This window comes from uncultured Amnibacterium sp. (genome assembly GCF_964244015.1).
GTDB lineage: Bacteria > Actinomycetota > Actinomycetes > Actinomycetales > Microbacteriaceae > Amnibacterium.
Window position 1 is genome coordinate 1 of the sequence record NZ_CAXTHO010000011.1, and the last position, 20,483, is coordinate 20,483.

21 protein-coding genes are annotated in these 20,483 nt (G+C 72.3%); 12 read left to right on the forward strand and 9 right to left on the reverse strand.

The window, feature by feature from the left end; all coding sequences use genetic code 11:
* Window positions 1-97 precede the first annotated feature (97 nt).
* Complete coding sequence (locus ACFE67_RS02510; protein WP_375405298.1) at window positions 98-955, reverse strand: PHP domain-containing protein; 858 nt, start codon at window positions 953-955, stop codon at window positions 98-100.
* 69 nt (window positions 956-1,024) lie between these two features.
* Between ACFE67_RS02510 and ACFE67_RS02515 the strand changes: the two genes are divergently transcribed.
* From ACFE67_RS02515 to ACFE67_RS02525, 3 genes are all read left to right on the forward strand, one after another.
* Window positions 1,025-2,038 carry an endonuclease/exonuclease/phosphatase family protein gene (locus tag ACFE67_RS02515; protein WP_375405299.1) on the forward strand — a complete coding sequence of 338 codons (1,014 nt, stop codon included), beginning with the start codon at window positions 1,025-1,027 and terminating at the stop codon, window positions 2,036-2,038.
* A gap of 126 nt (window positions 2,039-2,164) precedes the next feature.
* A complete protein-coding gene (locus ACFE67_RS02520; RefSeq protein WP_375405300.1) occupies window positions 2,165-2,728 on the forward strand; it encodes a hypothetical protein in 564 nt (187 codons plus the stop codon).
* A gap of 29 nt (window positions 2,729-2,757) precedes the next feature.
* Entirely contained in the window at window positions 2,758-4,185 is a 1,428-nt protein-coding gene (locus tag ACFE67_RS02525; protein ID WP_375405301.1) for an aminopeptidase P family protein, read from the forward strand.
* Between the two features lie 274 nt (window positions 4,186-4,459).
* Here ACFE67_RS02525 and ACFE67_RS02530 read toward each other — a convergent pair whose 3' ends face one another.
* A complete protein-coding gene (locus tag ACFE67_RS02530; RefSeq protein WP_375405302.1) occupies window positions 4,460-5,029 on the reverse strand; it encodes a general stress protein in 570 nt (189 codons plus the stop codon).
* A gap of 105 nt (window positions 5,030-5,134) precedes the next feature.
* Between ACFE67_RS02530 and ACFE67_RS02535 the strand changes: the two genes are divergently transcribed.
* The 3 genes from ACFE67_RS02535 to ACFE67_RS02545 are packed head-to-tail and all read left to right on the forward strand — an operon-like array spanning window position 5,135 to window position 8,137.
* A complete protein-coding gene (locus tag ACFE67_RS02535; protein ID WP_375405303.1) occupies window positions 5,135-6,469 on the forward strand; it encodes a magnesium transporter MgtE N-terminal domain-containing protein in 1,335 nt (444 codons plus the stop codon).
* Window positions 6,453-7,037 carry a DUF1003 domain-containing protein gene (locus ACFE67_RS02540; RefSeq protein ID WP_375405304.1) on the forward strand — a complete coding sequence of 195 codons (585 nt, stop codon included), beginning with the start codon at window positions 6,453-6,455 and terminating at the stop codon, window positions 7,035-7,037. Before ACFE67_RS02535 ends, ACFE67_RS02540 begins: the two co-directional genes overlap by 17 nt.
* The gene (locus tag ACFE67_RS02545; RefSeq protein WP_375405305.1) at window positions 7,034-8,137 is read left to right on the forward strand and encodes an Mrp/NBP35 family ATP-binding protein; all 1,104 of its coding nucleotides are present in this window, start codon (window positions 7,034-7,036) and stop codon (window positions 8,135-8,137) included. The genes ACFE67_RS02540 and ACFE67_RS02545 overlap by 4 nt, the downstream gene beginning before the upstream one ends.
* Window positions 8,138-8,218: 81 nt before the next feature.
* Here ACFE67_RS02545 and ACFE67_RS02550 read toward each other — a convergent pair whose 3' ends face one another.
* Window positions 8,219-8,569, reverse strand: coding sequence for a hypothetical protein (locus tag ACFE67_RS02550; protein ID WP_375405306.1), 351 nt, complete (start codon window positions 8,567-8,569; stop codon window positions 8,219-8,221).
* A 51-nt stretch (window positions 8,570-8,620) separates the two neighbouring features.
* On the opposite strand from ACFE67_RS02550, the gene ACFE67_RS02555 reads away from it, so the two are divergent.
* The gene (locus ACFE67_RS02555; protein ID WP_375405307.1) at window positions 8,621-9,247 is read left to right on the forward strand and encodes an O-methyltransferase; all 627 of its coding nucleotides are present in this window, start codon (window positions 8,621-8,623) and stop codon (window positions 9,245-9,247) included.
* Between the two features lie 124 nt (window positions 9,248-9,371).
* On the opposite strand, the gene ACFE67_RS02560 is transcribed toward ACFE67_RS02555, so the two are convergent.
* The 3 genes from ACFE67_RS02560 to dapE all read right to left on the reverse strand — a co-directional run bounded on the left by ACFE67_RS02560 (window position 9,372) and on the right by dapE (window position 11,945).
* Window positions 9,372-9,539 carry a DUF3117 domain-containing protein gene (locus ACFE67_RS02560; RefSeq protein ID WP_375405308.1) on the reverse strand — a complete coding sequence of 56 codons (168 nt, stop codon included), beginning with the start codon at window positions 9,537-9,539 and terminating at the stop codon, window positions 9,372-9,374.
* An 85-nt stretch (window positions 9,540-9,624) separates the two neighbouring features.
* On the reverse strand, window positions 9,625-10,881 hold the full coding sequence (locus tag ACFE67_RS02565) for a hypothetical protein (protein WP_375405309.1): 1,257 nt from the start codon (window positions 10,879-10,881) through the stop codon (window positions 9,625-9,627).
* Window positions 10,863-11,945, reverse strand: coding sequence for a succinyl-diaminopimelate desuccinylase (gene dapE, locus ACFE67_RS02570; protein ID WP_375405310.1), 1,083 nt, complete (start codon window positions 11,943-11,945; stop codon window positions 10,863-10,865). Before dapE ends, ACFE67_RS02565 begins: the two co-directional genes overlap by 19 nt.
* Window positions 11,946-11,998: 53 nt before the next feature.
* On the opposite strand from dapE, the gene ACFE67_RS02575 reads away from it, so the two are divergent.
* Window positions 11,999-12,934 carry a DapH/DapD/GlmU-related protein gene (locus tag ACFE67_RS02575; RefSeq protein WP_375405311.1) on the forward strand — a complete coding sequence of 312 codons (936 nt, stop codon included), beginning with the start codon at window positions 11,999-12,001 and terminating at the stop codon, window positions 12,932-12,934.
* A 181-nt stretch (window positions 12,935-13,115) separates the two neighbouring features.
* A complete protein-coding gene (locus tag ACFE67_RS02580; protein ID WP_375405312.1) occupies window positions 13,116-14,069 on the forward strand; it encodes a hypothetical protein in 954 nt (317 codons plus the stop codon).
* A gap of 61 nt (window positions 14,070-14,130) precedes the next feature.
* Here ACFE67_RS02580 and ACFE67_RS02585 read toward each other — a convergent pair whose 3' ends face one another.
* Genes ACFE67_RS02585 through ACFE67_RS02595 form a run of 3 tightly spaced genes read right to left on the reverse strand, consistent with a single transcriptional unit; the run spans window position 14,131 to window position 16,245 of the window.
* Window positions 14,131-15,432 (reverse strand): citrate synthase, encoded by a 1,302-nt coding sequence (locus ACFE67_RS02585; protein WP_375405313.1) that lies wholly within the window; start codon window positions 15,430-15,432, stop codon window positions 14,131-14,133.
* Window positions 15,433-15,468: 36 nt separating this feature from the next.
* Window positions 15,469-15,786, reverse strand: coding sequence for a ferredoxin (gene fdxA, locus ACFE67_RS02590; RefSeq protein WP_375405314.1), 318 nt, complete (start codon window positions 15,784-15,786; stop codon window positions 15,469-15,471).
* A complete protein-coding gene (locus ACFE67_RS02595; RefSeq protein ID WP_375405315.1) occupies window positions 15,787-16,245 on the reverse strand; it encodes a hypothetical protein in 459 nt (152 codons plus the stop codon). It lies immediately after the preceding gene.
* Window positions 16,246-16,357: 112 nt separating this feature from the next.
* Here ACFE67_RS02595 and efeU point away from each other — a divergent pair, with 112 nt between their 5' ends.
* From efeU to efeB, 3 genes are read left to right on the forward strand one after another with little or no spacing between them, the layout of a single operon-like run.
* Entirely contained in the window at window positions 16,358-17,920 is a 1,563-nt protein-coding gene (gene efeU, locus ACFE67_RS02600; RefSeq protein WP_375405316.1) for an iron uptake transporter permease EfeU, read from the forward strand.
* Entirely contained in the window at window positions 17,907-19,157 is a 1,251-nt protein-coding gene (gene efeO, locus ACFE67_RS02605) for an iron uptake system protein EfeO (RefSeq protein WP_375405317.1), read from the forward strand. Before efeU ends, efeO begins: the two co-directional genes overlap by 14 nt.
* Window positions 19,158-20,438: an iron uptake transporter deferrochelatase/peroxidase subunit gene (efeB, locus tag ACFE67_RS02610; RefSeq protein WP_375405318.1), complete on the forward strand. Its 1,281-nt coding sequence runs from the start codon at window positions 19,158-19,160 to the stop codon at window positions 20,436-20,438.
* Window positions 20,439-20,483: the final 45 nt, after the last annotated feature.

Sequence of the window (20,483 nt, forward strand, 5' to 3'; positions counted from 1 at the left end):
TCCGCACCGCAGGAGACACAAACGTCAGCAATGTCCTGAGACATGACAGTCCTGCCGAAGCTCCTGAGTCCTGCTGTCGTACTCCTCCGGAGGAGGCTCAGGGCAGGACGGGCTGCGAGCCGGTTGCCTGCGCGATGATCGCGTCGACGACCTCGGGCGCGGTGGTGCGGTCGCCGAGCCGGTTCGGCTTCCCCGACCCGTGGTAGTCGCTCGACCCGGTGATGGGCAGCGCGAACCGTGCGGCCAGGCGCGCAGCGACGCGGCCGCCGCCGGAGGTGTTCTCGGGGTGGTCCACCTCGATGCCGAACAGGCCGGCGTCGACGAGCTGCTCCACCTCCTCCTCCGGGATCACCCAGTCGGCACGCGAGGCACCGGGGTGGGCGAGCACGGGGACGCCGCCTGCGGCGCGGATCAGGGCGACGCCGTCGGCGGGGGTCGGGGCGTGGTGCGGCTCGACGTAGCCGCGGCGGGGGTGGAGGACGCCCGCGAACGCGGCGCTCCGGTCCGGCTCGATGCCGAGTGCGACGAGGGCGTCCGCGATGTGGGGGCGCCCCACCGTCGCCCCGGGCGCGGTCTGCGCGACCACGTCCTCCCAGGTGATCGCGTAGTCGACCGAGATCGATTCGACGATGCGGTGGGCGCGCCGGAGGCGGGAGGTGCGGATCCGGTCCGTCTCGGCGACGAGGTCCGCGTCGGCGGGGTCGACGAGGTAGCCGAGCATGTGCACGCTGCGCCACCCCGACCGCGTCGACAGCTCGACACCGGGCAGCAGGCCGATGCCGCCCCGGCGCGCCGCGGCGATCGCATCCGCCCAGCCGGCGGTCGAGTCGTGGTCGGTCAGCGCGATGCCGGCGAGTCCCGCGCGAGCGGCCTGGGCGACCACGGTGCCGGGCGGCTCCGTGCCGTCCGACGCGGTCGAGTGGGTGTGCAGGTCGAACCTCCCGTGCACAGCCATCCCGCAATCGTAGGAGCGGCAGCGGGTCCCTCCGGCCCCGACGCCATCCCCCACGTACCGTTGCGCTCCGTGCTCCGCCGGTTCGTCGCGACCCTCGTCGCCGTCGCGCTGATCGCCCTGCTCGCCCTGGTGGCGTGGCCGGAGGCGCTCGGGCTGCAGCGCGCGCCGGTCGCCGCCCTGGCCGTGTCGTTCCGGGGAGCCGCCGTGCTCGTCGCGCTCGGGCTCGCGGTCGTGCTCACCGCCGTCGGTCACGTGCTGCTCCCCCTCCGGCGGCTGCTGGGCGTGCTCGCCCTGGTCCTCGTCGCCTTCGCCGTCGGCGTCTCGGGTGTCCTGGTCGTCCGCGGCGTCGGGGCGCCGGACATCCCGGTCGCACAGCAGAACGACGTGACGGTGCTCAGCTGGAACACGCTCGGCGACTCGGTGCCGGCCCAGGTGATCGCGCGGGTGGCGCACGAGAATCGCGCGACGGTCGTGACCCTCCCCGAGACGACGGCGGGGCGCGCACGGCAGGTCGCCCGGCTGCTCGCCGCGGAGGGGCAGCACTTCCGGGTGTTCTCGTCGTCCCAGCAGGCGGGGATCCCGTCGCGATCGACCTCCCTCCTCGTCCGCACCTCGCTGGGCGGGTACCGCCGCGTCGCGGGGATCGGGGACACCCACGGCGTACCGAGCATCGTCGTCGAGCCGGCCGAGGGCCAGAACGCGCCGCGCATCGTCGCCGTGCACACGATGGCGCCCTACCAGCCCGACCCGGTCGACTGGCGGGCGGACCTCGCATGGGCGACCGCCCGCTGCTCGGGCCGGAACGTGCTGATGGCGGGCGACTTCAACGCGACCGTCGACCACTTCTCGGGCCTCGGCACCGGCACGGGAACGCTGCGGACCTGCCGCGACGGCGCGCTCGCCACCCGCAACGCCGCGGTCGGCACCTGGCCGACGAGCCTGCCCGCGCTGACCGGGACACCGATCGACCATGTGCTCGCGACGCCGAACTGGGCCTTCACCGGCTTCCGGGTGCTGACCGACGAGGACTCCGCCGGCAGCGACCACCGACCAGTCCTGGCCCGCCTCCGCCCCGCCGGCTGACGTCCGCCGATCCTTCGGATCCTTCGCGGATCCGGAGGAATTCGGCGACACCCCGCGTGGAGTGCTCAGATCGCGGGGTGCCGCCCGGGATCTCCGGATCCGCGAAGCCCTCGACCATGCGAGGCGATGTGGTGGGATCTCGGGGTGAAGATCGTGCAGCGCGGGTCCACCGAGCCGGATTCGCTGTTCGCGGTCGTGCTGCCGGGCAGCGGCTATCCCGCGCTCGCGCCGGCGCTGCACTGGCCGGCGCGGCTGCTCGCGGCGGCGGGCTGGCGCCTCGCGATCGTCTCCTGGACCCCGGAGACGGAGGGAGGCAGCGACCCGGTCGCCTTCGTGGAGGGCGTCCTGCAGCGCGCGGCCGGCGACGACCTGCCGGACCTGCTCCTGACGAAGTCGCTCGGCACGCTCGCGGCGCCGTGGGCCGCGAGGAACGACGTCCCCGGTGTGTGGCTGACGCCGCTGCTCCGCGACGAGGCCGTGCTGGCCGCGCTGACCGGCATGGACGACCGCTCGATCGCCGTCGGCGGCACCGCGGACGGCAACTGGCGGGAGGGCGCGTTCGAGGACAGCGGAATCGCGGTCATCGAGGTGCCCGGCGCGGACCACGCGCTCGAGCTGCCGGACTGGCGGGCGTCGCTCGCAGCGCAGGCGCAGCTGTTCGAGGATCTCGCCGCCCACCTCGGGGAGTAGCCGCAGCCGTGCAGGAGGAGGATGGCGGCATGGCGAGCGAGCAGCAGACCGAGACGGTCGACACCCGGCCGGCCGAGCAGCGGGACGTGGCGGTGCCGGGCTCCTCCGGCCGCGCCGGGATCCCGAAGAGCGATGCGTTCAAGCGCTACATCGCGAGCGGCTGGTCGGACCGGCCCGAGCAGCTGCCCCCGGTCGCACCGCTGGCCGCGGCCGCCGTCGTACGTCGTGCGCGGCTCTCCGAGCGCTACGTCGGCACTCGCCTCGTGATCGAGGCGGGCGAACCGAAGGTCCGCTCGAACGACACCGACTTCCCGTACCGCGCGCACTCCGCGTTCGCCTGGCTGACCGGTTGGGGCGACGAGGCCGTCGCGGGCTCCGTGCTGGTCCTTGAGCCGAACGGCGACGGGCACGACGCGGTCCTGCACTTCCAGCCGGCCGCCGGCCGTGACACCGACGAGTTCTACGCGAACTCCTCCGTCGGCGAGTTCTGGGTCGGCCGCAGGCCGTCCCTGGCGGAGGTGGGCGCCTCCCTCGGCGTCGAGGCGAGGGACGTCGCCGACCTCGTGCGGCACGACGGCGACCTGACGCTCGACGAAGAGGGGCTCGCGCGCGACCTGTCGGAGCTGCGGCTCGTGAAGGACGAAGCGGAGCTGGCGGAGCTGCGCACCGCCGTCGCCGCGACGAAGCAGGGCTTCGACGACGTGCTGGGCGCGCTGCCCCGCATCACCGCGCACGATCGCGGCGAGCGCATCATCGAGGGCGTGTTCTTCACGCGAGCACGCTCGGAGGGCAGCGACCTCGGGTACGGCACGATCGCCGCCTCCGGGCCGCACGCCTGCATCCTGCACTGGACACGCAACGACGGCCCGGTGGTCCCCGGCGACCTCGTCCTGATCGACGCCGGCGTCGAGCTGCCGAGCCTCTACACCGCGGACATCACCCGCACCCTGCCCGTATCGGGCACCTTCACGCCCGTGCAGCGGCAGATCTACGAGGCCGTGCTCGAGGCCGCCGACGCCGCGTTCGCCCTGGTGAAGCCGGGTGCGAGGTTCCGCGACCTGCACGCCGCGGCGATGGACGTCATCGCCCGCAGGGTCGGCGAGTGGGGTCTGCCGATCCTGCCGCCGGAGGATCTGGAGGGCGTCGAGCACGCCGACCGCCGGTACATGGTCCACGGCACGAGCCATCACCTCGGTCTCGACGTGCACGACTGCGCGGAGGCCCGCCGTGAGCTCTACATGGACGGCGTGCTCGAGCCGGGGATGGTGTTCACGATCGAGCCCGGGCTCTACTTCCAGCCCGACGACCTGACGGTGCCGGAGGAGTTCCGCGGCATCGGCGTGCGCATCGAGGACGATGTCACCGTCACGGCCGACGGCTACGAGAACCTGTCGGCCGCGATCCCCCGCACCGCCGACGAGGTCGAGGCCTGGATCGCGTCCGCGAAGCAGCCCTGACCGAGTCGCCCCGCCGCACCACCCGCTGATCGAGGCGGTCGCCCGCGTCAACCCCCGCTGATCGGGTCACATCTGGATACGCCTCCGAGTGGTCTCGAGGCTCGCTGGCGCTCGCACCTCGACCAGCGAGAGAGAAGCAGGCCCGGCCCGCTCGCCCCGCCGCACCATCCGCTGATCGAGGAGGCCGTCCACGGCCGTCTCGAGATCACCAGGAAGTGGGGCGGACGTCCGACCGGGTCCGAGTGGACCAGAGAGCGAAGAAGGCGGGACCCGCTCAGGCGACGGGAGGGAACGGGCCGTCGTCGAAGTTCGCGTCCTGGATCGTCGTGACCTCGGTGGTGCCCTGCGTCCCCCCGAGGATGTTGCGGGCGCGGTTCGCGGACTCGGCCGAGACGACGAGCGAGTAGGTCGATGCGACGACCTGCATCACGCTGCTGAAATCGCGGCGCCGGCGGGACACCGCGTAGGAGATGAGCCCGAAGACCATGCCGAACGCGGCGCCCAGCAGCACGGCGCCCAGCAGGTACCCGGTTCCGGGGTTCGAGCCGGCCGGTGTGAAGATCGTGGTGACGAGCCCGAACAGCAGGCCGAGCCACAGCCCCGAGGCGGCTCCCGCGCCGGCGGCACGGCCCCACGACAGGCGGCCCGTCACGCGCTCGACGCTCTTCATGTCGTTGCCGACAATCGCGGCGCCCTGGATCGGGAAGCCGTCGTTCTCGGCCAGCTTGTCGACGGCGCTCTGCGCCTCCTCGTAGGTGCCGTAGGTGGCGATGACGTCGCCGGTCGGCAGTGCGGGGAAGGCGACCTGGCGCCCGCCGCCGAACAGGCTCTGCGTGTTACTCACGCGTGCAGCATCTCACCATCCGCTGCACGCTTCCATTCCACTCCCTGAGCAGCGACTATGAGGCGGACCGGCGCGGCCCGCACCGACTCGGCCTACCCTTGGCCCGTGAGTACGACGCGCATCTTCGTGGCCCGCCTGGCCGGGTGCGCCGTCTTCGATCGTCAGGGCGACCGGCTGGGCCGCGTCCGCGACGTCGTGGTCGTCTACCGCAGGGCGGCGTCGCCCCGCGTCGTCGGCATGGTGATCGAGATCCCCGGCCGCCGCAGGATCTTCCTCTCCATCGGCAGGATCGTCTCGATCGGCGCGGGCCAGGTCATCACCACCGGGCTGATCAGCGTCCGGCGCTTCGAGCAGCGCGCCAGCGAGGTGCGGGTCGTGGCCGAGATCCTCGGCCGCCGGATCAGCCTCACCGACGGCTCGGGCGAGGCGACGGTCGAGGACGTCGCGATCGAGCAGGCCGGGCCCGCGGAATGGGAGGTCGGCCAGGTCTTCGTGCGGCGCCCGCGCACCGGCCCTGCGCCGTTCGGCCGGGGCGCGACCGCGTTCGTGAAGTGGTCCGACATCCGGGAGCAGGACCAGGGCGGCCGCAGCCAGTCCGCGGCCCAGCTGATCCAGTCGACAGCCGATCTGCCCGCGGCCGACCTCGCCTCCACCCTGCTGGACCTGCCCGAGCAGCGGATGCTCGAAGTCGCCGACGAGCTGGCCGACGACCGTCTCGCCGACGTGCTCGAGGAGATGCCGGAGGAGTCCGGGGTCAAGATCCTCGCCCACCTGAAGGACGACCGGGCCGCCGACGTGCTCGAGACGATGCAGCCGGACGACGCGGCGGACCTGATCGCGAAGCTCTCCGACGAACGCAGCGAGGCGCTGCTCGACCTGATGGAGTCGGAGGAGGCGGACGACGTGCGGATGCTCCTCGCCTACGACCCCGACACGGCCGGCGGCATGATGACGCCCGACCCGATCATCGTGTCCGCCGACGCGACCGTCGCGGAGGGGCTCGCACTGATCCGCCGGCACGAGCTCGCGCCGGCGCTCGGCGCGGCGGTCTGCGTGACCCAGCCGCCGTACGAGCCGCCGACCGGCCGGTTCCTCGGCATCGTGCACTTCCAGCGGATGCTGCGCTACCCGCCGCACGAGCGGCTCGGCAGCATCCTCGACACCCAGACCGAACCCGTGCGCGCGAGCACGTCCGCGGCGGAGGTGTCCCGCATCCTCGCCTCCTACAACCTCGTGCAGGTGCCGGTCGTCGACGAGAACCACCGGCTCGTCGGCGTGGTGACGGTCGACGACGTGCTCGACCGGCTGCTGCCCGACGACTGGCGGTCCAGCGACGCGGACAAGGACGAGCCGCCCCGCGTGAGCACGGACACGGCCGCGATCACGACGATCCCCCAGCGCGTGCCGTCGAGGAGGAGCCCCCGTGGCCGCGCCGGGTAGCCGCAGGGCGAGGCGGGACGTCGATCCGCTGGAGGCGCCGAAGGGGCTGCCGCGGGGGCGCCGCCGACCGACGAGCCGCGACGTGTTCGGCCGGTTCTCCGAGTCCTTCGCCCGCGCGATGGGGACCTCGTCGTTCCTGATCGGGCTGACGGTGTTCGTCGCGCTCTGGCTCGCCTACAACGCCTTCGCGCCGGTGCAGTCGCAGTTCGACCCGATCGGTCAGGGCTTCGCGATCATGACGCTGATCCTCTCGCTGCAGGCCTCCTACGCAGCGCCCCTGATCTTGCTCGCGCAGAACCGGCAGGACGACCGGGACCGCGTGCAGGTCGAGCAGGACCGGCAGCGCTCCGAGCGGAACCTCGACGACACCGAGTACCTGGCCCGCGAGATCGTCGCGCTGCGCCTCCTCGTCAGGGACATGGCCTCGCAGGACTTCGTGCGCTCCGAGCTGAAGTCGCTGCTGGAGGAGCTGGACCGCCGTGAGGTCGCCCGCGAGGCGGTGGCGGTCGGCGCGGACGACGAGGAGCCACCGGTGCGCGAGCCGGGCCGGCGGGGCGCGCGACCGTGACGGACGCCGCGGAGCGCGTGCGCGCGGCCGTCGGCGCGGTGCGGGACCCGGAGATCCGCCGGCCCTTCGCCGAGCTCGACATGCTCGATTCGGTCGAGGTCGTCGACGGCGTCGCCGATGTGCGGCTCAGCCTCACCGTCGTCGGCTGCCCCGCCGCGGACAGGATCGAGCGCGACGTCCGCACCGCGGCCGCCTCGGTCGCCGGCGTGCACGAGGTCACGGTGCACCTCGGGGTGATGGCGCCCGAGCGCCGCGCCGCGCTCTCCGAGCGCCTGCGCGGCGAGCGGAGGAACCCCTTCGGGCCCGGGTCGCTGACGCGGGTCGTCGCCGTCACGAGCGGCAAGGGCGGCGTCGGCAAGTCGACCGTCACCGCGAACCTCGCGGTCGCGCTCGCCCGGCGGGGGCTCGCGGTCGGCGTGCTGGACGCGGACGTGCACGGATTCTCGATCCCCGGCCTGCTCGGCATCCCGCCCGAGACCGCCCCGGTGGACCTCGACGGGCTGATCGTGCCGCCCGTCGCGCACGGCGTGAAGGCGATCTCGATCGGGATGTTCCTGCCGCCCGGCGAGCGGGACGGCGCGGTGGCCTGGCGCGGGCCGATGCTGCACCGGACGCTGAACCAGTTCCTCACCGACGTGCACTTCGGCGCGCTCGACGTGCTGCTGGTGGACACGCCTCCCGGCACCGGCGACGTCGCCATCTCGCTCGGCCAGCTGCTGCCGAGCGCGGAGGTGCTGGTGGTCACGACGCCGCAGGCCGCGGCCTCCGGTGTCGCCGTGCGGTCCGGGCTCGTCGCGGTGAAGCTCGGCCAGCGGCTGATCGGAGTCGTGGAGACGATGTCGCCGGCGCGGCTGCCGGACGGCGGTCTGCTGGACCTGTTCGGCAGCGGAGGCGGGCGGGCCGTCGCCGAGCGGCTGGGCGTGCCGCTGCTCGCGAGCATCCCGCTGTCGAGTGCGCTGCGGAAGGCGGGCGATCTCGGCACGCCGATCGTCGCGGAGGGCGGGGACGACGAAGCCGCCGCGGCACTCGAGGCGCTCGCGACGGCGGTCGTGGGGATCGGCAGGGGCCTCAGCGGGAGACGGTTGCCGCTCCGCCCATGAATGGACCCGGGCGAGCCGATGGACCCGGGCGAGCTTCGCCGGTCTCGCCTGAGCAGGCGAGACCGCTCGACGCCTGGTGGATCAGGTCGCTTCGTCGTCGAACGTCGCGAGCTGCCGGCGCGCCGGCGCCGGCATCACGACGGGCTCCGGTTCGGGTTCGGGCTCCGCGTCCCGCTGCCGCGGCGCAGGAGGCTCGAGCAGCGCGTCCCGGATGATGCGACGCGGGTCGTACTGGCGCGGATCGAGCTTGCGCCACTCCTCCTCGTCGAAGTCCGGGCCCAGCTCCTCGCGGACGCGATCCTTCGCGTCGTCGAGCATGCCCCGTGCCGCCCGAACGAACCGCGCCAGCTTCGCCGCGTAGTCGGGCAGCTTCTCGGGGCCGACGAGGAAGAGCGCCAGGACCGCGATGAAGAGCAGCTTCGTGGGGTCCATCGGGCCAGAGTAGATCGAGAACCGCGTTCTCGGGACCATAGGCTGGGGTCGATGGCAGAGATCGCCGCCCGCTGGCCGTTCGCCGACGCGTTCGTGCCCGAGGACGACGCGATCGACGCGGCCCGGGAGGCCGCCCAGCAGTTCGGGATCGAGCCCGTGTCGCCCGCCACGGGCGCGGCGTTGGCACTCGCGGCCGCCGCGAACCCTTCCGGCTCGATGATCGAGATCGGTACGGGTACCGGCGTGTCGGGCCTGTGGCTGCTGAAAGGCGCTCCGGAGGCGCAGCTCACGACGATCGACGTGGATCTGGACCACCACCAGGTCGCGCGATCCGTCTTCCAGACGGCCGGCCATCCGGCGCGACGGACCCGCCTGATCACGGGCACCGCCGCCGACGTGCTGCCGAGGATGAACGAGTGGGCCTACGACCTCGTCTTCGTCGACGCGGACTGGCGGGGCGTGCATGGGTACGTCGAGACGGCGCTGCGGCTGGTGCGTCCCGGCGGGTCGGTGCTCGTCTCGCACGTGCTGCAGCAGGGCCGCGTCGCGAGCCCGACGAAGCGGGATCCCACCACCGTCGCCTACCGCGAACTGCTGGCCTCGGTGCGGGACCGGGAGGACCTGCTCTTCGGCCTGTCGACCGTCGGCGACGGCCTCCTCCACCTGATCCCCCGCTGACTGCTCCGGGTCGTTCCGACACCGGCGCTGAGCGCCCGGCTCGACGGGCGGGTCAGCGCGGCGTGCCTCGGGAGCATGCGGAACGGGCGCCGCATCAGCGGCGCCCGTTCCAGTGCACTCCGTTCTAGCCGACGGCCTTCGAGAGCGCGTCGCGCAGCTCGGTCGCCTCCGCATCGTTCACGGAGACGACGAGTCGACCTCCGCCTTCGAGGGGCACACGCACGATGATGAGGCGGCCCTCCTTGACGGCTTCCATGGGCCCGTCGCCCGTACGCGGTTTCATCGCCGCCATGCGAGACACCTTCCTTTGGTGAAGTCCGACTCCAGTATTCCACGAGTGTCCGCCACTCCCAAACCCTGATCACCCGACTCCCTGATCAGGGCACGGTCCAGTAATCCTGAACAGGTCCGTAGCAGACCCAGAGCCACAGCGCCTGCAGCCCGATCGAACCGAGCAGGACCACCGCGCGGGCCGGTACGGACCTCGGCGTGATCGCGCCCGCGAGCGGCGCCATCGGCATCAGCAGCCGGAACACGCTCGACTGGGGGAAGAACACCGCCAGCAGGTACAGGGCGTAGGAGGCACCCCAGAGCCGGACCGTGCCGCCGAGCCGCCGGGCCCACGGCGAGAGGAGGAAGGCGCCGAAACCGGCGACGGTCACCACGAGGAACACGGGCGCGACCCAGGACGCGGCCGCCGCGCCGACGACGCGGTCGGCCCAGAAGTCCGCCGCGAACAGCCAGGGCTCGAAGAGGCTGATCGACGACGCGGGCATCCAGAGAGCCCGCCAGGCGCTCTCGGTCGCGAAGTAGGCGTCGGGCCGACCGGTCGCGAGCGCCGCGACGCCGATCCACGCGAAGCCGGCCGCCGCGCAGACGAGGGCGAGCACCGACCCGGCGGCGAGCTGCACGCCCGGCAGCGCCGGCCCACCCCTCCTGGCACGGACGAACCGGATCACGAGCTGCAGGCCGACAGCGAGCGCGAGCGCCAGGATGCCCGGCCGCGTGAACGCGAGCACGAGCGCGACCGGGACCGCGGCGAGGTACCGACCGCGGTCGGCGAGTACCAGCGCGGCGAGCAGGAGGAGCAGGCCGAGCGACTCCGCGTAGGTCGTCTGGAACATGAACGCCAGCGGCGAGCACGACATCAGGGCGACGGCGAAGAGCGCGCGACCCGTCCCGATCCTCGGCAGCAGGAGGGCGCCGAGCAGGACCGCTGCGCCGAAGCCCGCCGCGATGCTCACCGCGAGGGCCGGGACCCTCCAGTCCCCCAGCCCGAACCCGAGGGCCTTCGACAGGTACGGGTACACCGGCAGGAACGCCCACTGGTTCGTATCGACGGTGCCGGAGGTGGTGAGCGGCAGCACGCTCGGGTAGCCGTTCTGGGCGATGAACCAGTACCACTGGCCGTCCCAGGCACTCACGAGGTCGAGGAAGCTCGGGTGCGCGCCGGCCCGGGACAGCGGGGTGGCGAGCGACCAGACCCACAGGAACAACCCCGTCGTGACCACGCGCGACGCGGCGAAGATCAGCAGCGCGGCGCCCCACCAGGGCATTCGAGGCGCGCGGTCGTGCTGCAGTACCACGGACCTCGGCACCGCCGGCGCGGTGAAGGTCATGCGCCGGTCAGCCACGCCCGCAGGCCCGCCTCGACGGCGTGGATCTGGTCGACGGGCACGAACTCGTCGTCGGTGTGCGCCTGCAGCGGGTCGCCGGGCCCGTAGTTGACGGCCGGGATGCCGAGGCCGGCGAACCGGGCGACGTCGGTCCAGCCGTACTTCGGGCGCGGCTCGCCGCCGACCGCCTCGACGAACGCGCGGGCGATCGGGACGTCGAGACCCGGGCGCGCACCGGCGGCGATGTCGACGATCGTCACGTCGAAGCCGGCGAAGACCTCGCGGATGTGGGCGACGGCCTCCTCCGGGGTCCTGGAGGGGGCGAACCGGTGGTTCACCTGCACGACGCACTCGTCGGGGATCACGTTGCCTGCGACGCCGCCCGTGATCGTGACCGCGTTGAGGCCTTCGCGGTAGACGAGCCCGTCCACCTCCACGGACCGCGGCTCGTAGGCGGCGAGCGTCGCGAGGATCGGGGCGGCGAGATGGATCGCGTTGACGCCGATCCAGCCGCGAGCGGAGTGGGCGCGCTTGCCGACGGTGCGGATCTCGGCGCGCAGGTTGCCGTTGCAGCCGCCCTCGATACCGGCGATCGTCGGCTCGCCGAGGATCGCGAAGTCCGCCTCGAGCTCCTCCGGATGCTCGTGCAGCAGGCGGTTCAGACCGTTCAGGTCCTCGCCGACCTCCTCGTGGTCGTACCAGATCCACGTCACGTCGGGCACGGGTGCGGCGAGCTCGGCGGCGAGCTTCAGCTGCACGGCGACCCCGGACTTCATGTCGGTGGTGCCGCGGCCGACCAGCCGACGTTCGCCGTCGACCTCCTCGAAGAAGGTCGGGAGGTTGGCGTTCAGCGGCACGGTGTCGATGTGCCCCGCGATCGCGACGCGGGTCGGGCGGCCGAGCTCGGTGCGCGCGACGATCGTGTCGCCCCAGCGGCGGACGGTGAGGTGCGGCACGGCGCGCACCGCGGTCTCGATCAGGTCGGCGAGCGGCGCCTCGTTCCCGGAGACGCTCTCGATGTCGCAGATCCGCTGGGTGAGCAGCACGGCATCGGCGGTCAGGTCGAGGCCGAGCACCGGCACATCGTACCGAGCGACGCGGTCCGGACGGGTGGACGCCTGGATACCCTGGTCGGATGAGCGATCCGAAGCGGACCGGCTGGGGTCATGGGCTGGCCACCCGGGCGAAGGACGGCACCGTCCTCGACGTCTGGTTCCCCTCCCCCGCGCTCGGCCCGGCTCCCGAGTCCGACCCGCCGCGCGCGCTGGAGGACGCGGAGCACGTCGACGACCTGCGCCGGGTCAGGATCGAGGCGGTCACGGTCCAGTCGTCGCTCGACGACCCGGTCGGGTCGACCGCGGACGCGTACCTCCGGCTGCAGCTGCTGTCGCACCTGATCGTCGCGCCGAACTCGATCTCGCTCGATGGCCTGATGGCGCAGCTGCCGATCAATGCCTGGACGGCACGTGGTCCGATGCTGCCCGTCGATGCGGAGCGGCGCCTGCCGCAGCTGAAGCGCGCGGGACTCGAGATCATCGGGCTGGACCGTTTCCCGCGGCTGACCGACTACGTGCTGCCGGACCGGGTGCGTATCGCCGACGCCTCCCGGGTCCGCCTCGGCGCCCACCTCGCGCCGGGCACCGTGGTGATGCACGCGGGATTCGTGAACTTCAACGCCGGCACGCTCGGCGCCTCGATGGTGGAGGGCCGCATCAGCCAGGGCGTGGTCGTCGGCGATGGGTCCGACGTCGGCGGCGGCGCCTCGATCATGGGCACGCTGTCGGGTGGCGGCACGCAGCGCGTGTCGATCGGGCGGAGGAGCCTGCTCGGCGCGAACTCGGGCCTCGGCATCGCGATCGGCGACGACTGCGTCGTGGAGGCGGGGCTGTACGTGACCGCCGGCACGAAGCTGACCCTCCAGGTCCCCGGCGATGAGCCCTGCGTCGTGAAGGCGGTCGACCTGAGCGGCCAGGACGCCTGGCTGTTCCGCCGCAACAGCCGGACGGGCGAGGTGGAGGCGGTCCCACGCACCGGCCCCGGCATCGCCCTGAACCCCCTCCTCCACGCCTGACCCCGCCGAATCCGGGCGCTTTCGGACAAAGCGGGCGTCCGATCACGCCCCGATGAGCCGAACTCGCCCGGTGTTCGGAGCGGGGCTTCCACCCGCGTCCGATACGGCACCCCCCCGAAGATCCACTCCTCCACAGGCAATGGAGCTCCGCGACACCACGGGATACCCCATGGTCTCGGGTATGCCACCGATCAGAGGCCGCCAGGAGCTGACGCTGACCCGGCATCGCAACGTCGTCGTCTCCGACGACCGGGCGTTGCGTCGAGCCGCGGAGCGCGGCGAGATGACCCGGCTCGCCAACGGCGCGTTCGTATCGACGGCGGTGTGGACGTCGCTGACGCGCGACGAGCGCCACCGGCTCGCCGCAGCCGCAGCGAGCGAGATGAGCGCCACGTTCATCGCGTCGCACCGGACCGCGGCGGTGCTGCTCGAGGTCCCGCTGCTCGGCACGAGGGACGGACTCGTGCACGCGAGGGTCAGCGCCGCCGCCGGCACGCGGACCGAGCACGGCTTCCGGAAGCACGCCGTCGCGGACACGTCCCTGCACCTCACGGAGGTGGACGGGATCGTCACGACGAACCTGGACCGGACCGTGATCGACCTCGCGCTGACCGAGAGCTTCGAGTGCGCGGTGGTCGCAGCCGACTGGGCGCTGAGCCACGGCGCGACGAAGGAGTCGCTCCGGGTCGCGCTCGACGAGCTCGCGCCGAAGCGGGGACGCGTCCGCGTGGAGGCGGTCATCGCCTTCGCGCGCGCGGACTCCGGCTCCGTGGGCGAGTCGTACAGCCGGGTGCAGATCGAACGGTCGGGCTTCCCGTCCCCGCTGCTCCAGGCCGAGTTCTCGGACTTCCGCGGACTGATCGGCTTCGTCGACTTCTACTGGCCCGACTTCCGGCTGATCGGCGAGTTCGACGGCATGGAGAAGTACTCCAAGAAGGAGTTCGTCGGGCAGCGGGTCCCTGCCGAGGTCGTCACCGACGAGAAGGTGCGCGAGGATCGGCTCCGGGCCACACCGACCACGCCGGACGTGTCGCGCTGGATCTGGGCGACGTTGGTCGGGCACGGCGAGCTCGAGCGGCAGCTGCTCGCCGCCGGCCTGCCACGCCTCCGACGAAAGCCGGGCGCTTTCGGCTGATCGGGGCGGGATCGGACGCCCGTATTGTCCGAAAGCGCCCGCCCTGGCGAGCGTGCCCGCGTCAGCGGTGCAGGTGGCGCTCGACCGGGCCCACGTAGAGCTGCTGGGGGCGGCCGATCTTCGTCGTCGCGTCCTGGTTCGCCTCGCGCCAGTGCGCGACCCAGCCGGGAAGGCGGCCGATCGCGAAGAGCGCCGTGAACATCCGCGGCGGGAAGCCCATCGCCTTGTAAAGCACGCCGGTGTAGAAGTCGACGTTCGGATACAGCTTGCGCTCGATGAAGTACTCGTCCTCGAGGGCGATCTGCTCCAGCTCGCGGGCCAGGTCGAGCAGCGGGTCCTGCACGCCGAGCGCCTCCAGCACCTCGTCGGCGCTCTCCTTCACGAGCTTCGCGCGCGGGTCGTAGGACTTGTACACCCGATGGCCGAAGCCCATCAGGCGCACGCCCTCCTCCTTCTTCTTCACGCGCTGCACGAACTTCTCGACGCCCTCGCCGGAGTCGCGGATCTGCGCGAGCATCGTCAGCACGGCCTCGTTCGCCCCGCCGTGCAGCGGGCCCGACAGCGCCGCGATGCCGGCCGAGACGGACACGAACATGTTCGCCTCCGTCGAGCCGACGAGGCGGACGGTGGAGGCGGACGCGTTCTGCTCGTGGTCCTCGTGCAGGATCAGCAGCCGCTCGAGCGCCTTCGACATCACCGGGTCGATCTCGTACGGCTCGGCGTTCGTGCCGAAGTTCAGGCGGAGGAAGTTGTCGACGAACGACAGCGAGTTGTCCGGGTAGAGGAACGCCTGGCCGAGCGTCTTCTTGTGGGCGTACGCGGCGATCACGGGCAGCTTCGCGAGGAGGCGGATCGTGGCGGCCTCGATCTGCTCCGGATCGTGCACCGACAGCGAGTCCTCGTAGTACGTCGAGAGGGCGCTGATACCGCTCGAGAGCACGGTCATCGGATGGGCGGTGTGCGGCAGCGCCGTGAAGAAGCGCCGCATGTCCTCGTGCAGCAGCGTGTGCCGTCGGATCCGCTCGTCGAACTCGGTGAGCTCGGTCTCGGTGGGCAGGTCGCCGTGGATGAGCAGCCACGCGACCTCGAGGTACGTGGAGTGCTGCGCCAGCTCCTCGATCGGGTAGCCGCGGTAGCGGAGGATGCCCCGGTCGCCGTCGATGTAGGTGATCGCCGACCTGGTGGACGCGGTGTTGACGAAGCCGTTGTCCAGCGTCGTCAGACCGGTCGTCCGGGTCAGGCCCGAGATGTCCAGACTCGAGGCCCCGTCCGTGGACGGCAGGATCGGGAACTCGGCGGTGCCGCCGGGGTAGTGCAAGGACGCGGTCTGCAGGGTCGCGGTCGTGCGATCGGCGTCGGTCACCGAGTCAGCCTACCCAGCCGCGAAGCGACGCCGACTTCACGCCTGCGGCGGCAGGACGGAGACGACCGGGTGGTCCTTGTGGATCACGCCGACCTTCGCGGCGCCGCCCGGCGACCCGACCTCGTCGAAGAACTCGACGTTCGCCTTGTAGTAGTCGGCCCACTGCGACGGCAGGTCGTCCTCGTAGTAGATGGCCTCCACCGGGCACGCCGGCTCGCACGCCCCGCAGTCGACGCACTCGTCGGGCTGGATGTAGAGCATCCGGTCGCCCTCGTAGATGCAGTCGACCGGGCATTCGTCGATGCAGGCGCGGTCCTTCACGTCCACACACGGCAGCGCGATCACGTACGTCACTCAGTGGTCCTTCGTGTCATCGACCCGGTCCCTCTGGTCGGTCTCCAGTATCCCACCGGGTTCCGGGGCGGTCCGCTTGCGGGCCCGGCGGGGCCAGCCGACGACCGCCGCTCCCAGCACGGCCGGCGCGATCGTCCACGCGATGCCGGGGACGTTCCGGAGGATCACGGTCGATCCTCCGCTGAGGCCCGGGAGGGACAGCAGCGCCACGGACGCGACGATCCCGACCGCGGCGGCCACGGCGTACCAGCGGGTCGGGAACGCGACCCGGAGGGCGACGAGGAACAGCAGCACCATCGTGAGCGCCAGCACCAGGCCGACGGGCAGGCCGGCGCCCGTCGCCGCGGAGATCCCGACCTGGTGCTTGAACGTGCCGATGGTGCCGACCACGAGCCCGGCCAGGAGGCTCGCGGGCAGACCGATCGCGAGATCGCGTCGAGGGGGCGCGGCTTCCTGCACGTTCCGATCGTCCCCGCCCCAGCCTCGCTTTGTCACTAAGGGCAGGCTAACCTTCCTCTTCGACGGGCGCACGGCCCCGGCCCGCGGAACCCATCAGGAGAGGACGTCCATCGTGCTCACCACCCTGGTCATCGGCTTGCGTGAGGGCCTCGAGGCCGCGCTGATCGTCGGCATCGTCGCCGCGTTCCTGAAGCGGAACGGCCGCGGGCTCGGCGCGATGTGGATCGGCGTCGCCACCGCGGTCGCCGCCAGCCTGGGGGTCGGCGCCGTGCTCTGGGCGCTCGAGTCCACGCTGCCGCAGGCGCAGCAGGAGGGACTCGAGACCGTCATCGGCGCTGTCGCGGTCGTCTTCGTGACCGGGATGCTGTTCTGGATGAACCGCCACGCGCGGGGCATGAAGCGCGAGCTGGAGACCTCCGCCGGCGCGGCCCTGCACGACGGCGGCGCGCTCGCGCTCGCGGTGATGGCCTTCCTCGCGGTGTTGAAGGAGGGGTTCGAGACGAGCGTCTTCCTGCTCGCGACCTTCCGGGCGGCGCAGAACGCGGGCCTCGCGGCGACCGGAGCGGTCCTCGGCATCCTCGCCTCAGCAGCGATCGGGTACGGCGTCTACGCCGGCGGCGTCCGCATCGACCTCGCCCGCTTCTTCCGCATCACCGGCGCCTTCCTGGTCCTCGTCGCCGCGGGCCTGGTCCTCACCGCGGTGCACACCGCGCACGAGGCGGGCTGGATCCTCGCCGGTCAGCAGCGCACGATCGATCTCAGCTGGCTGGCTCCGAACGGCTCGCTCCGGGGCGCCCTGATCACCGGCATGCTCGGCATCCCCTCCGATCCCCGACTGATCGAGGTCGTGGCCTGGCTCGCCTACGTCGTCCCCGTCGCCCTCTTGGTCTACTGGCCCGCGAAGCGACGTCCCACCGCCGCGGGCGCGCTCCGGCTGCGCTGGATTGTGGCGGCCGCCCTCGGCGCAGCCGCGGTCGTGCTGGCCGCCGCGGTCCCCGCGGCCCCGCAGCCCGCCTCCGGCACCCGCCCGCTGATCGGAGGGGGGACCGCGGAGCTGTCCGGCTCGTCGCTCGTCGTGCGGCAGGGCGGTGCGACGGAGCGGGTGCCCCTGCCGACCGGAACGGCGGCCACCCGGGCGGGCGCCGACGTGACCGAGCGGTCGGCCGACGGATCCGCCGCGGTCGACGGGCCCGCGACCGTGACCCTCGCCGACGTCGCCGCCGCGGCGGGCGGGCGTCTGCCGGTCGGGCTCAACCCGGCGCAGGACCCCGGCCCCTTCACCGCGACCTGGACCGCCACGACCACGACGACGGCATGGACGTCGGGCGGCGTGCTCGTCGACGCGCGGCGCACCGCCGTCACCGTGCTGACGATCACCGGCGGCGGACTCAGCACCGCCAGATCGTTGACGGTCAGCGGCGCCGACGCACCGATGCTCGCCGGCTGGCACGTCACCCCGGCGGCGGCCACGGCCACGGCGGCCGCACTCGTCGCCGCGACCACCGCCGGCCCCGAGCACACGCTCTGGGCCGTGGAGGTGCCCATCGCGCTGCTGATCGCCGCACTCGCCGTCACGCTCACCGCACTCCGGATCCGCCGGCTCGGTCGCGAGCCCGTGTCGGCGCCGAGCACTCCCGCCCCCCGAACCAGGAGCACCCCCTATGCCGTCAAGTGACCGCCGCGTGCGCCTCGCCAGCGCAGCCGTCCTCGTGCCGTCCGTCATCGCGCTGCTCGCCGCCTGCTCGGCCGGGGCCCCCGGTGCGAGCACGGCATCGTCGACCGGCGGCTCGACCGTCGCGCCCGTGTCGAAGGGGGTCTCCCGGGTCGCGATCGAGCTCGTCTCCTCCGGCTCCGGCGACGAGTGCCAGATCTCCCACACGACCGCGAAGGCCGGCCCGGTGACCTTCACGATCACCAACACGAGCGCCACCGGGATCACGGAGGCCGAGCTGATGCAGGGCCAGCGCATCCTCGGCGAGAAGGAGAACCTCGCACCCGGACTCGCGGCCGTCACGTTCACGACGACCCTCACGGGCGGGGACTACGCGGTCGTCTGCCCCGGTGCGACCACCGAGTCGATCCCGTTCACCGTGACCGGCAAGGCCGCCGCGGCCAGCGGCAGCGACGCCAGCACGCTCCTCGCCGCCGGCACGAAGACCTACGGGGACTACGTCGCGAGCACCCTCGGCGACATGGTCACGGCCGTCGAGAACCTGCAGACCGCCGTCGACTCCGGTGACGTCGCCGCCGCCAAGCAGCGGTACGCGGTGGCGCGGCCCTTCTACGAGAAGGTCGAATCCGACGTGGAGGGCTTCGTGCTCCCCGGAACCGACCCGACCGACAACACCGGCAACCTCGACTACCTGATCGACATGCGCGCCTCCAACCTCGACACGGCCGTCGGCTGGAGCGGGTTCCACGCCATCGAGCGCGACCTGTGGCAGGGCGGGAGGATCACGGCCGAGACCAAGCAGTACGCCGCGGACCTCACCACGAACGTGGGGAAGCTCGTCTCGCTCGCCACGACCCTCACCTACAAGCCGGAGGACCTCGCGAACGGTGCGGCCGGCCTGCTGGAGGAGGTCCAGTCCGGCAAGATCACGGGCGAGGAGGAGCGGTACAGCCACCTCGACCTCGTCGACTTCGCGGCCAACGTGGAGGGGGCGCAGCAGGCCTTCGCGAACCTGGAGCCCGGGCTGAAGGCGATCGATCCGACCCTCACGCAGCAGGTCACCGATCGCTTCGCGGCGGTCACGGAGGCCTTGACGAAGTACGAGGACGCGAGCCTGGCGGGCGGCTACGAGCGCTACACGCCGGCGCTCCGAGCGAAGGATGCCGCGTCGCTGAGCAGCACCGTGCAGAGCCTGCAGGAGCCGCTGTCGCGGATCGCCGAGAAAGTGGCGGCCGCCTGAATGACGGATGAGCAGAACGAGACCGGGGACGCGCGGTCGCCGGTCTCGCGCCGCGGATTGATCGCGGGCATCGCAGGCGGCATCGCCGCGGGCGCGGCGGCGGGAGCGGGCACCGCTGCGGCGTTCGCGGGCACGCAATCCCCGACCCCCGCATCCGACGCGGCGTCCGAGGTCGTCGACCTCACCCGCAGCCACCCGTTCTACGCGCAGGCGCATCAGGCGGGTATCGAGACCGAGCAGCAGCGCTACTCCGTCTTCATGACGTTCGATCTGACGAGTCCGCTCCCCTCCGATCTGCAGGTGCTGCTCGCGCGCTGGTCGGGCGCGATCGCGCAGCTCATGAAGGGGCTGCCGATCGGGACGGTCGAGCCGGCGGACGCGAACGCCGTCGCGCAGGACACCGGGGAGGCGTACGGGCTCTCCCCCGCCTCCCTGACCGTCACGGTCGGGTTCGGGCCGGGCGTGTTCGACGATCGGCTGGGTCTGTCGGCCAAGCGGCCGAAGCACCTCGCGACGCTGCCGGAGATGCCGAGCGATCAGCTGCAGGAGGCGTCCTCCGGCGGCGACCTCAGCCTGCAGGCGTGCGCCGACGACCCGCAGGTCGCGTACCACGCGATCCGCGACCTCACCAGGATGGCCCGCGGCGTCGCCGCGACCCGCTGGACGGTGTTCGGGTTCGGGCGCGCCTCCGCCGGCAAGGGGCAGGCGACGCCGCGGAACCTGATGGGCTTCAAGGACGGCACGCGCAACATCAAGGAGGAGGCGGACTTCACGAAGTTCGTCTGGGTCGGCGACGACCAGGCGTGGACCCGCGGTGGCAGCTACCAGATCGCCCGCAAGATCCAGATGAACATCGAGACGTGGGACGCCGACCCGGTCGGCGACCAGCAGGACGTGATCGGCCGCACGAAGGCCGTCGGGGCGCCGCTCAGCGGGAAGCGCGAGTTCGACACCCCGGACTTCGCGAAGCAGGCCGACGGGGCGACGGTGATCCCGCAGCGCTCGCACGTGTCGCTCGCCGCGCACGAGAACAACGGCGGCGTGAAGATCCTGCGCCGCGGCTACAACTACACCGACGGGCTGAACCAGTACGGGCTGCTCGACGCCGGGCTGCTGTTCATCGCGTACGTGAACGATCCGCAGCACTTCATCACCCTGCAGACCCGCCTCGGCGGGATCGACCGGCTGAACGAGTACATCCAGCACATCGGGTCGGGCGTCTTCTTCACCCCCCGCTCCCCGAAGCCGGGCCGCTACATCGGCCAGGAGCTCTTCGAGTAGCGCCGCCGGGCGCCCCTCCTCCCGCGTGCCACTTCGGGCGGCAGG

Excerpts from the sequence above, each read along its gene's own strand:
- ACFE67_RS02510 (WP_375405298.1), bottom strand. The coding sequence starts at position 955 with ATGGCTGTGCACGGGAGGTTCGACCTGCACACCCACTCGACCGCGTCG.
- ACFE67_RS02560 (WP_375405308.1), bottom strand. The coding sequence starts at position 9,539 with ATGGCGGCGATGAAACCGCGTACGGGCGACGGGCCCATGGAAGCCGTC.
- ACFE67_RS02520 (WP_375405300.1), top strand. The coding sequence starts at position 2,165 with ATGTGGTGGGATCTCGGGGTGAAGATCGTGCAGCGCGGGTCCACCGAG.
- efeB (WP_375405318.1), top strand. The coding sequence starts at position 19,158 with ATGACGGATGAGCAGAACGAGACCGGGGACGCGCGGTCGCCGGTCTCG.
- efeO (WP_375405317.1), top strand. The coding sequence starts at position 17,907 with ATGCCGTCAAGTGACCGCCGCGTGCGCCTCGCCAGCGCAGCCGTCCTC.
- ACFE67_RS02525 (WP_375405301.1), top strand. The coding sequence starts at position 2,758 with ATGGCGAGCGAGCAGCAGACCGAGACGGTCGACACCCGGCCGGCCGAG.
- ACFE67_RS02575 (WP_375405311.1), top strand. The coding sequence starts at position 11,999 with ATGAGCGATCCGAAGCGGACCGGCTGGGGTCATGGGCTGGCCACCCGG.
- ACFE67_RS02550 (WP_375405306.1), bottom strand. The coding sequence starts at position 8,569 with ATGGACCCCACGAAGCTGCTCTTCATCGCGGTCCTGGCGCTCTTCCTC.
- ACFE67_RS02580 (WP_375405312.1), top strand. The coding sequence starts at position 13,116 with ATGCCACCGATCAGAGGCCGCCAGGAGCTGACGCTGACCCGGCATCGC.
- ACFE67_RS02555 (WP_375405307.1), top strand. The coding sequence starts at position 8,621 with ATGGCAGAGATCGCCGCCCGCTGGCCGTTCGCCGACGCGTTCGTGCCC.